Here is a 13,971-nt window from a genome sequence, read left to right on the forward strand (position 1 = left end):
TATGTCTATTGGTTCAATAATTTATCAGATCCGCAAAAAGTATGAGCATGGTTTGCCCACAGCTTACTATAGGGATTCAGTTAGAAAAAGTATATTAGGTTCCAAACCAATTACTAACACTTCTGATATTAGTTGTGAAATTCATGTTTTTACTTCTGCCAATGATTGGCTAAATTTAGTCTGGGCTTTAAAGTCTTTTTATCATTTTTCTCAGCGTCATTATGCTTTGTGTATTCATGATGATGGAACTCTGACTGATGAAAATCGAGAAACTTTGCGGCATCACTTTCCCAATGCTCGCATTATTGACAAAAAACAGGCTGATGAAAAGGTTTTAGCATCTCTGGCATCCTATCCTCGCTGTTTGGAGTTTCGCAAAACAAATCTCCTCTCCCCTAAGGTGTTTGACTTTGCTCTATATTTGCAGTGCGATCGCTTATTACTGTTAGACAGCGATATCCTGTTTTTTGCAGCACCTACAGAACTTCTGAACCGCATCGACAATCCAGATTATCAACTAAATACACTCAACGCTGATGTGGAGAGTTCCTACACAGTTGAAGCGGATGTAGTGAAAAATCATCTGGGCTTTGATTTGTCTGGGCGAGTAAATTCAGGATTGGGACTAATTCACAAGCGATCGCTTAATTTAGATTGGATAGAAGAATTTCTGGCGCTACCAAATATTATTGGACATTTTTGGCGGATTGAGCAAACTATCTATGCCTTATGTAGCTCCAAGTTTGGAGTAGAACTGTTACCACCTGCTTATGACGTACATTTAGACGGAAGTATCAACGGTTCCCCATCTCGTCACTATGTCGGCAAAATTCGACACTTAATGTATAGCGAAGGAATCCGTCATTTAGTGCAGAATGGATTCCTCAAGGAGTTGCAGCGATGAATTTGGGTAATACTCCTAATGAAACCTTGAGGGTTTTAATGATGCCAGATTACCGCATTGATAACCCCTATCAAACACTGTTATCTAAAGCCTTAGAGAATCAAGGAGTGGAAGTCTTATTTCCTCGTGGTTATCGGCGAATATTTCCGATATTCAGAGCCGTTAAAACTAGTACCAATAAAATACATATTTTACATTTACACTGGACAACTCCCTATACCAAGGGAGCAAATATAGTAATTAGATTAGGCTATACAATCAAATTATTAGTTGACATTTTGTTAGCTAAATTAGCAGGTGTGAAAGTAGTTTGGACAAATCATGATCACATCGCTCATGATTCTAAGTTTCCATTTCTAGAACAGTGGCTTAAACAAAATTTGCTCAAACTAGCAGATAAAATTATTGTTCACCAGGCTTCATCTGTTCAGGATATTGAGCAAACCTATCAGGTAGAAAGTGGCAAATTTGAGGTTATTCCTCACGGACACTATCGAGAAGTTTATAGTAAAGCAATTTCTCAAGTTCAAGCCAGAAAAGCTTTAGAAATCCCACTATCTGGACGTGTTTACCTTAACTTGGGTATGTTACGCCCGTATAAGGGAATTGAACGCTTACTAAAAGTTTTTGAGGGAAAGCAGGAATTTCTAAAAGAAAGTATCCTATTAATAGCAGGAAAAGCATTAGATCAAGCCTATGGTAAAAAACTCAAAGAACAAGCTGCTAAAATACAGGGAGTTTTCCTTCATGATCAGTTTGTAGAAGATAGCAAAATACATCTTTTTTTTAGTGCAGCTGATGTTGTAGTTCTGCCTTTTAAAAGTATTTTAACTTCAGGTAGTCTGATTCTCGCCATGTCATACAATAAACCGATTATTGCTCCTCGCACTAAAAGTATTATAGAAACATTGGGTGGAGCAGATTGGTTGCTATATGATCCAGAAGATGAGCAGGGATTATTACAGGCTTTAAAAGTTAGTACTCAGGTTGATTTACACAAATTGGGTGATTTAGTTCAGGAGTCATGCGATCGCTTGGGTTGGGACTATATAGGAAGACAAACTCAAAAATTATATCAAAACTTAATAAGCTAATTGATTAATAGCTAAAAGTTTACATATTAAAATTAAATGTATCTATTCCATCAATTTTAATTGAATTTAATTAAAACAAAATCAAATTATGCTACCAAAAGTTAGTATTTTAATTCCCTGCTACAATGCAGAACAATGGATTGCACAAGCTATAGAAAGCTGTTTAAATCAGAGCTATCCTCACAAAGAAGTAATTGTTGTTGATGATGGCTCAACAGATGGAAGTTTAGAAAAAATTAAAAGTTTTGGTAATTCCATTCACTGGGAAACAGGAGAAAATCGCGGGGGGAACGTTGCTCGTAATCGTTTATTAGAACTAAGTACAGGAGAATGGTTACAATATCTAGACGCAGATGATTACTTACTTCCGAGCAAGATTGAACAACAAGTCAAATTTACGGCTCAGGTTCCCAGTGTAGATATAATTTACAGTCCCAGTATTTTTGAATATTGGGAAAGAGATATATCTAGACAAGAAATTTTACCTATTCCTGAACCTCACGATCATTGGATTTTACTAGCTCGTTGGTACTTACCTCAAACAGGTAGTCCCCTTTGGAGAAAGCAGGCTCTTTTAGATGTGGGAGGGTGGAAAGCTAGTCAATCTTGCTGTCAAGAACATGAATTGTATTTACGACTGTTAAAAGCAGGGAAACAATTTGAGTATTTTGCAGAATCTGGTTCAGTTTATAGACAATGGAGTGAGTCAACAGTTTGCAAAAAAGATAAATCAAAAAATTATCGTGAACGCTTAGATATTACAGATAAACTAGAAGAATTTCTCGAATCTATTGGTGAATTAACAGAGTCAAGACAACTAGCAATTAATCAAGCAAGGTTTGAGTGCGCTCGAATTATTTGGTTATCTAATCCAGATTGGGCAAATAAACTTATTCACCAAATTAAGATGAAGCAAAAAAACTTTATACCTCAAGGTAATTATGCTCCTCAAACTTATAGGTTAACTTACAAAATCTTTGGCTTTTCTCTAGCCGAAGAAATGGCTGCTTGGAAAAGAAGATTTCAAACCAAATTTATGACATGATGACTAACTGTGAGAACTTACATATTTCATCAAAAAATTAAAAGCTTGGCTACCATCCGTTTTGTCTTGGTGCCAAATGTGAGGTAAATAAAAAATCAGCATATTTAATGGAGAACTTATGTCAAATAATGAATTTAAAATTCACTCAATTTGTTTAGTTAAAAACGAAGTTGATATTATTGGATACTGCTTAGAACAAGCTTCTCAGTGGTCTGATTATATCTACGTTTATGATGGTGCAAGCACAGACGGTACCTGGGAAAAAGTCCTGTCTATGCAAAGCGAGAAAATTATTCCCTGGAAACAAGATGGTAAAGTGTTTCAGGAATCTTTACGAGGCGAAGTATTCAATGCTTTTAAGCATCAAGCCAAACCAGGTGATTGGTGGTGTCATCTCGATGCTGATGAATTTTACGTACAATCTCCCCGTGAATTTCTCTCGAAAATTAGTCAGTTTAATCACGTTTTATGGGGAATTGCTATCGAATACTATCTAACAAATAAAGATATAGATTTAATAGATTTCAATCAACCCATATCTGAAATATTATCATCCCTCAAGTTTTACCAAATAGAAAATTCCGAACCAAGATTTTTCCGGCATCGTGATGGATTAATTTGGGATAATGGTTCATGGCCACAGCACATGGGCGTAGTTAATAAAGAACGGATTTTGTATAAACACTACAAGTACAGAACTCCTGAACAAATTCAGAAAAGACTAGATACTCGTCGTCTTGCCAGAGAACGAGGCTTTCCCGGATGGGATCATGCTGTAGAAAAAGATTGGCGAGAAAAAATTACCAATCCTGATACATTAAATTACGATGCTCAAGATGGAAATTATATTATCCATACAGATAATCTCCCTAATCATTTAGAATCTTTACCTCGCAGAATTATGAAAAGATTCATGCATGGTGTTGGTATCTGGACTTAGTTATCATTTTCAACTTTATAACTGTGGAATAAAAATGAAATTATACTATGCCAACAAAACCAGAAGTTATGTTCCCTTTGCTAACTTTGGTGACGATCTAAATGGCTGGCTTTGGCCAAAACTTTTACCTGGAGTCTTTAATGATAGTGCTTCTGAAGCAGCATTTGTCGGATTTGGCACGTTGCTAAATGAAAATTTGCCTAAATTCAAGCAAACTATTATTTTTGGTACAGGCCATGGATTTGGTAATCTTCCCCAGATAGATGATACATGGACAATATATTGCGTGAGAGGACCTCTAACTGCTGCCGCTTTAAACATCTCACCAGCATTGGGAATTGCTGATACTGCTATTTTAGTCAACCGAGTTTATCGTCCCACTGATACGAAGAAAAAGTATAAATTGGCTTTTATTCCCTATGCATGGGAGATGGAAAGTAGCCCGGAAATATTTTTAGAAGTTTGTCAGCAATTAGATTACATTTGTATTGATCCACGCTGGGAGGTGGAAAAAGTTCTTCAGGAAATTAGCAAATCCGAACTTGTCGTCAGTGCAGCCATGCATGGTGCAATAGTCGCTGACGCACTACGTGTACCTTGGATTTCTCTAAAATCTAATGCGGGTATCCCTGATTTTAAATGGACTGACTTCTGTCAATCATTAAGTCTGGAGTACAAAGTCAATCGGTTTTATCGATTTAATAGTATTAGTCAGAAAATTCCCGGTTTAAAATTTATTGAAATCAAACGCATGGTTTCTTTTATTCGCCAACTTGTTCACAAAGCTCAGTTTCAGTTAAGTAAAGATAATATTATGGAGAATAAATTGGATCAATTAGATGAAAAACTGGATCAGTTTAAACAAGACTTGAAAGCTGGAAAATTTCAATAATTTCAATAATTGATATTAACTTAATTAAATATGGTATTCTTCTCCGTTGTTATTCCTGTTTTCAATAGAGTGAATATTATCAAGGCAACAATTGACTCTATATTTAACCAAGATTTTGATGATTATGAAGTGATTGTTGTCGATGATGGTTCCACAGACAATACTATTGATGTATTAGCACAGTATGGACAAAATATAAAAATTCTCCAACAGAAAAATCAAGGCCCAGGAAAAGCCAGAAATATGGCTATTCAAATTGCTCAAGGAGAATATATTGCCTTTCTTGATAGCGACGATATCTGGTTTCCCTGGACTTTAGGAGTGTACGCAGCAATCATTAGAGAAACAAATAAGCCTGCTTTTTTGGCAGGTAAAGCTATATTTTTTAGTAATGAAAATGAGATAAATTTTGATCAAGTTTCACAACTAAACTATACTGCCTATAAAGATTTGTATGCATCCAATAAAAATGCTAATTCATTTCTCACTAGTTCCGTTACCATTCGGCGGGATATTCTCCAACAAGTAGGTAGTTTTACAGATAAATGGATTAATTCTGAAGACAATGATTTGTGGTTGAGATTGGGAACAGCAAAGGGATTTATTTACATTAATTCTCCTTCTGTTCTAGCCTATCGTCAGCATTCTAATAGTGCAATTGCCATCACCACCAAAACTTATGAAGGAACTTGCTACCTCATACAACAAGAAAAAATCAGTCAATATCCAGGTGGTAAAATACGAGAGAGAGAAAGACTGGAAATATTGACAAGGCATATTAGACCTGTAAGTTTAGAGTGTCTACGTGAAGGTGAAATTAAAAAAGGTTGGGAATTATATCAAGAAACATTCAAATGGCATCTTGGGTTAGGGCGTTTTCGTTATTTAATCGGGTTTTTATGGCTGTTTTTACTAGCAAGACTGAGTGATAGCCGTAAATAAAATTAGCTAAGTTCCACTCCTCAAATCCTGACAGGATATTTGTCATAAATGATTAACAATTAATATAATGAATACTTGTAAAATTAGTGTAATAATTCCCACGTATAATCGCTTATCCCAACTCTTAGAAACAGTGGAGAAAATTTTAGAATGTAATCCTTGTCCCAATGAAATCATTATTCATATCGATGGTAATGACATCACAACTGAGCCAGGACTCAAAAACTTAAATTTGCCGTCTATCAAAATTATTAAGAGTTCTGTTCAAGTTGGTCCAGGTGGTGGGAGGAATATAGCCATTGTTCATGCAAATAACCCAATTATAGCTAGTTTTGATGATGATTCTTATCCTCTAGATACAGACTACTTTGAACGCTTAACAAATCTTTTTAATTCTTTCCCCACAGCAGCAGTTATAGCAGCTAGTATATTCCATATTAATGAAACAATTACACCAGCACAATTGACTGGTACATGGGTATCTAATTTCATCGGCTGTGGATGCGCTTATCGGAAAGAAGTATTTCAACAAACTACTGGATATGTTAATTTGCCAGTTGCTTATGGAATGGAAGAAGTTGATCTATCGCTGCGGCTTCATGATATGGGGTGGAGTATTCTCGAAAGTTCATGGCTGAGAGTATTTCATAACACCCAATTAGAACACCACAACAACCCACGCATTACTGCCGCAAGCATAGCTAATCAGATTTTATTAGCTTATTTGCGGTATCCTATCCTCTTTTGTTGGTTAGGCATTGGACAGTGTATGAGCCGTATTTTCTGGTTAATCAGGCACGGAAGAACGTCTGGCATTGTAGAAGGTTTGTTTCTTATCCCTAAACTGATTAGACAATATCATCAACAACGTCAACCGATTTCCGCCAAATCATTAGTTTCTTATCTCTATTTACGTAGAAATACTCTTCCTGTATCATCAGAGAAGATTTTACTATCCTGAAATTATTACCTCAAATAATTCCCATGAATTTCAATAATCATACGTTATACTCAATCAACAAAGTCAGTAGTTTAAGTAGACATTGGTAGATTTTTTGCAACTTTGCCGATGTGTAGTTTATACTGAATGAGTCTTAGCTAACAAGTTAAAATTCTGGTGGGGATATTTTTTTAGATCCTGACCAAAGACTAGCAAAATTGAGTTAAGTTCCAGACCTGGATAACAAAAGGAGTCTCTCGAAATATGGCAAATTTCATTATCTATAACGGCTATTACACTGTAGATGGAGTTGAAGTTGCTAATCCTACTAATGCAACGATTATCGGTACAGGCGCTAACGATGTCTTTGTTACTTCTACTCCCGCTGTCACTAACGTCAAAATCCGAGCCGGAGCCGGAGATGACATTTTAAAAGGAACAACAGATGGCAGACTCGACGGTGAAGCCGGCAATGACACTTTTGATCTCACCGCTACTTCAGGTGTTTATATAGGCGGTGCAGGCGACGATTTTTACAAAGTTTATGATTTTGCCTACACAAATCTGTCTATCAACGAAATCGGTGGTGGAACAGATACTATTTTTTCACAGCAGAACTTTTCGTTGTCAACAGGTGCCACTGGAGTAAATTTAAACACCAGTAGTATTGAGAACCTGACTTTTGACGCTCTCAGCGCCGCGATTGTAGGTGAAGGCAATAACCTTAACAACCAGATTATCGGCAATCAGCAAGATAATATCTTAATCGGATTAGCTGGTGCTGATACTATTTTTGGCGGTTCCGGCAACGATCTCATTTTAGGCGATGCTGATAATGATCAATTATTCGGTAATCAGGGAAATGATCTCTTAATTGCTGGAACAGGCACAGATACATTGACTGGTGGAGTTGGTAATGATAAGTACATTATTGATTCTGCTGACACTGTAGTAGAGCTTGCAGGCGAAGGCATTGATTCCGTTGACGTTACCGTTCTTACTGCTGGTGGTACTTGGGTTACAAATGCAGAGGTTCAATTCATTAATATCGGTGGCACTAACGCTGCCAATGTTACACAAAACAACGCTGATGGGTCCCTTATACTAGGAAACTCCGCTGCTAACACTCTTACAGGTGGCGCTGGCAATGACACCCTGAATGGAAAATCGGGAAATGATACTCTCATTGGCGGATCTGGCGCTGATGTTTTTGAATTTGGTGGTAATGCTTTAGCTGTAAATCCAGTCACAGGCTACTTAGAAGAAATAGGTGTAACTTTAGGGTTAACAGGAACAGCAACTAATACCATCGGCAAGGATACAATTACGGACTTTGTGTCTGGAATAGATGGTATTGATCTGGATGTTAGCACCTTTACAGCTGTAGCTGGTTCTGTGGGGTCTGATTTATCAGCAGTTGCTAATGGTTTTATCTCAGTCAACCAAGCTACCAATGCTGGTATTGATACTCAAAATGCGTTCTTTGTTTACAATCAAGGAACTGGAGACTTGTTCTACAATGTGAACTTGTCGGCTTTTGGTTCTGGAGGAGGCGGAATCTTCGCTAACTTGGGAGCCGGTACCACATTAGTCGCGACAGACGTATTCCTCATCTCTTAATAGCCATGCTTGACTTATAGTTAAGCGTCTTTTAAAAGAAAAAGTTGATATTTACTATTTAGATCCCCAATTTCTTTGAGAAGTTGGGGATCTTATTATTAGACATCTCCAATAAAGATTGTAGAGCCGAGAATCTCTACCCAGGTCACGTCTCTACAATGCCTCTAGGATAAGCATATTTAAATTCAGGTCGATGTCTAATAACCTCTGATTGCAAAAGATGAAATGAAGAATAGCCCCAGATGTGAGAAAATGTGTAAAATTTTTTAGGCGAATAGAATAGAGTCTATGATAAATTACCTATAAATAGCTTTTCGCATAATTACGCTAATACAAAAAACCTATACGAAGCCTTCCCCTTCCTGTAGCTTCTCCGATTCAGAGAAGGATAGTTCACCTAACCTAAATAAAAAAGTTATGCTTAAACTCGTATATATAAAGCTATTTTATATAAATGCTATTTAGTGTATCTAATGTTAGCTATTTAAATTTGTCAAACAACAAGTATGGTACACTCTCATATGTAAAACCGAATCAGTACTCCAACAGGATTTGAAATTCAAATCAAGCTAGGGATATTTTTCTATCCTGAGCATGAGTACCAAAGTCGAATTAAGTTTTACACCTAGATAACAAAAGGATTCTTCCGAATATGGCAATATTCAATATTTTTGACGGATTTTACACTGTCGATGGTACTGTAGTTCCCAATCCTAGCAATGCAACGGTGATCGGTACAGGCAGTAAGGATCTGTTTGCCAGTTTTACCACTAACACCAAAGTCAAAGCTGGAGCAGGGGATGATATTTTAAGAGGAGCCGAGGGTGCAAGACTTGAAGGGGAAGCCGGCAATGACAATTTTGATCTTACTGGTCCATCAGGTGTCTATATAGGCGGTGCAGGAGACGACTATTATCAAGTTTATGATGTTATTACCTATACAGCCTTGAATATCAACGAATCAGGTGGTGGAAACGATACTGTTTTTTCTACCCGTGACTTTTCTTTGTCAACTGGTGCGGCTGGAGTCACATTGATAAGTGGAACTCAGATTGAGTACCTGACTCTTGGTGGAAGCGCTGTAGTCGGTCAAGGCAATAACTTGGCCAATGAGATTAATGGCAACGGCAGCGACAATATCTTAAGTGGATTAGCTGGTGTTGATAGGATTAATGGCGGTTTGGGCAACGATATCATTGATGGAGGTGCTGATAATGATCAATTATTCGGTAATCAGGGAGATGACATTTTAATTGCTGGAACAGGCGCAGATCTCGTCAGTGGTGGACTCGGTGATGATAGCTACATCATTGATTCTCTTGATAATGTCATAGAGAATGGTGGTGAAGGCATCGATAGTGTTGACGTTAACGTCCTTGGCACTGGCAATACTTGGACTAATATTGCTAGTGAAGTTGAATTTATCAATATCTCTGGAGCTAATGTAGCCAATGTCAGACAGAACAGCAGTGTTGATACTACCATAATAGGAAATTCTGCTGCTAATATTCTCACTGGTGGCGCAGGCGATGACACCCTGGCGGGAAAGGCGGGTAATGATACTCTCATTGGTGGTAGTGGCGCTGATATTTTTGAATTTGGTGGTCAAGCTCTAGCTGTAGATCCAGTAACAGGGTTGTTAGAAGAAACAGGTAATACTTTAGGGTTCAGCGGACTTACAAGTACTACCGTCGGTAAGGATAAAATTACAGGCTTCGTCTCTGGAATAGATGGAATTGATTTGCAGGTTGACACCTTTGCAGCTTTAGCGGCAGCGGCTTCTGTGGGGTTAGATTTGTCAGCGGTTGCTAATGGTTTTATCTCAGTCAACCAAGCTAACAACTCTGGTCTTGATACTCAAGATGCGTACATTGTTTATAATCGAGGCACGGGAGACTTGTTCTACAATGAAAACTTGTCGGCTTTTGGAACTGGAGCCGGTGGAGTATTCGCTAACTTGGGAGCCGGTACCGTATTAGCAGCGACAGACTTATTTCTCATCGGTTAATAGCCATGCTTGACTTATAGTTAAGCATCTTTCAAAAGTAAAAGTTAATATTCAGTTTTTAGATCCTCGACTTCTTTAAGAAGTGGAGGATCTCATTTTAGAATTAGAAATAGATTTCTCATCCATGCCTACAGCACCTTATAATTGGATATCTTGCCAGATTGGCGCGCGTGAACATTACACCATACCCAGAGCTTTACAACAGCAGGGACAGCTTGCTCACTTAATTACAGATGCTTGGGTATCTCCTCAGTCTCCACTAAATTTTTTACCTAAATCTGTCTTAGCTAATTTACGGGAAAGATACCACCCAGACTTAAGTCAAGCATCTGTTCACGCTTTCAATAGTTCTTTAATTAGATTTGAATTAACTCAACGTCTGCAAAAAAAGACAGGATGGGATCGAGTTATTGCTCGTAATCAATGGTTTCAACAACAGACAATCAAGACTTTAGCAGGGCTATCTGACCAGATTACACATCCTCCCATACTATTTTCTTACAGCTATGCCGCTTTAGAGATTTTTCGATTTGCAAAACAACAGGAATGGTATACAATACTAGGTCAAATTGACCCAGGTTTGTGGGAAGAAAAAATGGTTACTCAAGAGTATGAACGATACCCCCAATATCGTGCAGATTGGCAACCAGCACCTCCTGAATATTGGCAAAGCTGGAGAGAAGAATGTACTCTAGCTGATGCTATTGTGGTCAATTCCAATTGGTCGCTTCAACTCTTAGAAAAAACAGGTGTTGAGCCTAAAAAAATCCATATCGTTCCCTTAGTATATACTCCACCACAAGCAGCTAGTAACTTTGTCCGCACTTCTCCAGAATTATTTTCTCAAGAGCGTCCTTTAAGGGTATTATTTTTGGGACAGGTAATTTTGCGAAAAGGGATTGCGGCTGTATTAGATGCAGTTCAATTACTTGAGGGATATCCTGTTGAGTTCTGGATTGTCGGCTCTGTGCAAATTGAGATTCCATCTCGTTTGCAAAACCATCCGCAAATTCGTTGGTTAGGCCATGTTAACAGGAGTGAAACAGCACAATATTACCAGATGGCAGATGTGTTTTTGTTCCCGACTATTTCCGATGGGTTTGGATTAACTCAACTGGAAGCGCAAGCATGGAAATTACCTATTATTGCTTCTCGTTCCTGTGGTGAAGTGGTTGTAGATGGTGAGAATGGTTGGATTTTGGAGGAAGTTAGTGGTAATAAAATTGCTGATTTGATACAGTCTATTTTGAGAGATACAGCACAATTACGATATTTGTCTAATGGTTTAGCTTCACAATTGAAATTTAGTCTTGAAAATTTATTTCAGTCATTAAAAACTTCCATTCTCTAAAGAGTTAGCCTCTATGACTACATAAGGTACAAATCGATGAAAAATAACTCTGAAGAAATCTTGAAAGATTATTACAGCAAAAAAGCTAATGATTATGATAAGTTGCAGCTTCATGAAAATGATGAACATCATAATGCTCTAAAACTACTCCTTGGTTTAATCATTAATGAAGATTTTCGTACTGTTCTAGATGTTGGAACCGGAACTGGTCGCGCACTTCTATATCTCAAGAATTTTTTACCAGATATCAATTATAGAGGAATTGAATTTATTCCTGAACTTCGAGAAATTAGTATATCAAAAGGACTTTCGTCTGAAAAAATTGATTTGGGTGACGCTAGGGAATTACCATATCCAAACAACTCTTTTGAATTAGTTACCGCATTTGGTGTTCTTCATCATGTAGCTAATCCCCTACTTGTAATTGATGAAATGTTAAGAGTTTCATCACGTGCTATTTACATCTCAGATCATAATATTTATGGTTGGGGATCTACAATTACTAAAACAGCAAAACAATTACTTCGCACAGCTTTTGGTCAAAAGGGAAGTGGTCTTATATTGACTGGATTTCGTGGATATTATATAACTGATTATGATGGAGTATTTTACCCATTTTCTTTATGCGACTATCTACCTAAACTCCAGCAGCATTCTAATATAGAGTTCTTATTTAGTACTAAAGGTCATACAACGAATTTGTATACTCAAGCATCGCACTTGGCTGTATTGGCAACTAAAAAAACCTGATTTATTGAGAGCATCTCTCCATTTATGTCAAATTGTATTCAAAGTTTTGACACTATTATTCTGTAGATATTTTAGAAGGTGAAGAATATGGATTTAGATACTTATTATAATAAATGGAATCATACAGATATTCATCCATATAGCCAAAACATTCTAGTAAATGCGGCAAAATCTGTACTCTATCACCAGCCAAAACGAATCTAAGATATTGTTTGTGGTAATGGATATGTATGCAGTTTACTTTCAGAAAATGGGGTTGAATGTGTAGGAATTGAATGATGTTAAATAAATTTACATAAAAAACTCCCTCTCATTTAAAATAATGATTATTTTTTATTAAATGTAAAAACGGAAGCTATGAAATATGCTCATGTTCAAAAAAAAATTAGTGTCATTTTCTATTCTATACTGCCATCTCCATATCAAAGAGATTTATTCTACGCCATATCTCAACATCCTGATATAAACTTGAAAATTTTCTACTTAGAACCAGCTTGTGCCGATTCTCCTTGGCCTGAAAAACCCTTACAACCTTATGAACACATATTACCAGGGTTTCATTTAGCTTGGGGTTTATCCCGATTTCATTTTAACTGGCATTTTCCATCAACGACTGAAACTGATGTGGTGGTGCTAAATGGCTATATGAATGTAACTACTCAGTTGTTACTGAGATTGCAAGCTCAAAAAATTCCTTGTATTTTTTGGGGTGAAAAAATGGTGGGTAGTTCACAGGGAATTAAAGGAAAATTACAAAAATACTTAGCCGATAGTTTAAAATATTGTCGAGCGATCGCAGCCATTGGCACTAAAGCACAACAGGACTATCAACAACGTTTTCCTGATAAACCTATTTTTAATATTCCCTACTATTGTGATTTAACTAATTTTAGCCAAGATTTACCCCAGCGTCCACGCAATCCCATTACTATTCTATTTTGTGGTCAGATGATTGCGCGGAAAGGAGTGGATGTTCTGATTCAAGCATTTGATCATCTGATTCAAGCTGGTTTAAATGCTCGTTTACTGCTGGTGGGAAGAGAAGCAGAACTTCCTCAATTGTTAGAATTATTACCCATTATGACTCGGCAAAAAATTGAATATGCAGGGTTTCAATCTCCTGAAAATTTGCCGCATTTTTTTCGAGAAGCTGATATATTTGTCTTACCTAGTCGATATGATGGCTGGGGAGTAGTTGTTAATCAAGCTCTTGGGGCTGGATTACCTATTATTTGTTCTGATACGGTTGGTGCTGCTTATGATTTAGTTGAACCAGGTAAAAATGGCTTTCTATTTCCATCAGGTGATGTTGTTAGTCTAACTGAAATTTTAATAAATTATTTAAACAATCCAGAAACAATTGCAGCGGCAAGCGAACAATCACTAAAAAAAGCAATTAATTTTTCGCTACAAGCAGGTGCAGAAAGTTGGATGGAAGTGTTTCAAAAAGTTGCTCGATAGTTTGTTTGGTTTATTAATGTTAGA

The 13,971-nt window shown here is 37.1% G+C and carries 12 protein-coding genes; all 12 read left to right on the forward strand.

Annotated elements, in window-relative coordinates; translation table 11 throughout:
* Position 1: 1 nt before the first annotated feature.
* The gene (locus H6G68_RS00205; RefSeq protein ID WP_190904819.1) at positions 2–904 is read left to right on the forward strand and encodes a hypothetical protein; all 903 of its coding nucleotides are present in this window, start codon (positions 2–4) and stop codon (positions 902–904) included.
* Positions 901–1,998, forward strand: coding sequence for a glycosyltransferase (locus tag H6G68_RS00210; protein WP_190904820.1), 1,098 nt, complete (start codon positions 901–903; stop codon positions 1,996–1,998). Before H6G68_RS00205 ends, H6G68_RS00210 begins: the two co-directional genes overlap by 4 nt.
* An 88-nt stretch (positions 1,999–2,086) precedes the next feature.
* Positions 2,087–3,043 (forward strand): glycosyltransferase family 2 protein, encoded by a 957-nt coding sequence (locus H6G68_RS00215; RefSeq protein WP_190904821.1) that lies wholly within the window; start codon positions 2,087–2,089, stop codon positions 3,041–3,043.
* 118 nt (positions 3,044–3,161) lie between these two features.
* Complete coding sequence (locus tag H6G68_RS00220) at positions 3,162–3,983, forward strand: glycosyltransferase family 2 protein (protein WP_190904822.1); 822 nt, start codon at positions 3,162–3,164, stop codon at positions 3,981–3,983.
* A gap of 34 nt (positions 3,984–4,017) precedes the next feature.
* Positions 4,018–4,875 carry a polysaccharide pyruvyl transferase family protein gene (locus H6G68_RS00225; RefSeq protein WP_190904823.1) on the forward strand — a complete coding sequence of 286 codons (858 nt, stop codon included), beginning with the start codon at positions 4,018–4,020 and terminating at the stop codon, positions 4,873–4,875.
* A gap of 30 nt (positions 4,876–4,905) precedes the next feature.
* Positions 4,906–5,817 (forward strand): glycosyltransferase family 2 protein, encoded by a 912-nt coding sequence (locus H6G68_RS00230; RefSeq protein ID WP_190904824.1) that lies wholly within the window; start codon positions 4,906–4,908, stop codon positions 5,815–5,817.
* Positions 5,818–5,884: 67 nt separating this feature from the next.
* Positions 5,885–6,778, forward strand: coding sequence for a glycosyltransferase family 2 protein (locus tag H6G68_RS00235; RefSeq protein WP_190904825.1), 894 nt, complete (start codon positions 5,885–5,887; stop codon positions 6,776–6,778).
* A 243-nt stretch (positions 6,779–7,021) separates the two neighbouring features.
* Positions 7,022–8,377, forward strand: a complete 1,356-nt coding sequence (locus tag H6G68_RS00240) for a calcium-binding protein (RefSeq protein ID WP_190904826.1) — start codon at positions 7,022–7,024, stop codon at positions 8,375–8,377.
* Positions 8,378–9,029: 652 nt separating this feature from the next.
* Positions 9,030–10,385: a calcium-binding protein gene (locus tag H6G68_RS00245; RefSeq protein ID WP_190904827.1), complete on the forward strand. Its 1,356-nt coding sequence runs from the start codon at positions 9,030–9,032 to the stop codon at positions 10,383–10,385.
* Positions 10,386–10,509: 124 nt separating this feature from the next.
* Positions 10,510–11,736, forward strand: a complete 1,227-nt coding sequence (locus H6G68_RS00250) for a glycosyltransferase family 4 protein (protein ID WP_190904828.1) — start codon at positions 10,510–10,512, stop codon at positions 11,734–11,736.
* A 36-nt stretch (positions 11,737–11,772) separates the two neighbouring features.
* Entirely contained in the window at positions 11,773–12,486 is a 714-nt protein-coding gene (locus tag H6G68_RS00255) for a class I SAM-dependent methyltransferase (RefSeq protein ID WP_190904829.1), read from the forward strand.
* 357 nt (positions 12,487–12,843) lie between these two features.
* Complete coding sequence (locus H6G68_RS00260; protein WP_190904830.1) at positions 12,844–13,947, forward strand: glycosyltransferase family 4 protein; 1,104 nt, start codon at positions 12,844–12,846, stop codon at positions 13,945–13,947.
* The last annotated feature ends 24 nt before the right edge of the window (positions 13,948–13,971 follow it).

Source organism: Anabaena catenula FACHB-362 (genome assembly GCF_014698735.1).
Lineage (GTDB): Bacteria > Cyanobacteriota > Cyanobacteriia > Cyanobacteriales > Nostocaceae > Anabaena > Anabaena variabilis_A.

Bases quoted from the DNA above. Each gene is read 5' to 3' on its own strand.
- H6G68_RS00205 (WP_190904819.1), top strand. From the start codon at position 2: ATGTCTATTGGTTCAATAATTTATCAGATCCGCAAAAAGTATGAGCAT.
- H6G68_RS00210 (WP_190904820.1), top strand. From the start codon at position 901: ATGAATTTGGGTAATACTCCTAATGAAACCTTGAGGGTTTTAATGATG.
- H6G68_RS00215 (WP_190904821.1), top strand. From the start codon at position 2,087: ATGCTACCAAAAGTTAGTATTTTAATTCCCTGCTACAATGCAGAACAA.
- H6G68_RS00220 (WP_190904822.1), top strand. From the start codon at position 3,162: ATGTCAAATAATGAATTTAAAATTCACTCAATTTGTTTAGTTAAAAAC.
- H6G68_RS00225 (WP_190904823.1), top strand. From the start codon at position 4,018: ATGAAATTATACTATGCCAACAAAACCAGAAGTTATGTTCCCTTTGCT.
- H6G68_RS00230 (WP_190904824.1), top strand. From the start codon at position 4,906: ATGGTATTCTTCTCCGTTGTTATTCCTGTTTTCAATAGAGTGAATATT.
- H6G68_RS00235 (WP_190904825.1), top strand. From the start codon at position 5,885: ATGAATACTTGTAAAATTAGTGTAATAATTCCCACGTATAATCGCTTA.
- H6G68_RS00240 (WP_190904826.1), top strand. From the start codon at position 7,022: ATGGCAAATTTCATTATCTATAACGGCTATTACACTGTAGATGGAGTT.
- H6G68_RS00245 (WP_190904827.1), top strand. From the start codon at position 9,030: ATGGCAATATTCAATATTTTTGACGGATTTTACACTGTCGATGGTACT.
- H6G68_RS00250 (WP_190904828.1), top strand. From the start codon at position 10,510: ATGCCTACAGCACCTTATAATTGGATATCTTGCCAGATTGGCGCGCGT.
- H6G68_RS00255 (WP_190904829.1), top strand. From the start codon at position 11,773: ATGAAAAATAACTCTGAAGAAATCTTGAAAGATTATTACAGCAAAAAA.
- H6G68_RS00260 (WP_190904830.1), top strand. From the start codon at position 12,844: ATGAAATATGCTCATGTTCAAAAAAAAATTAGTGTCATTTTCTATTCT.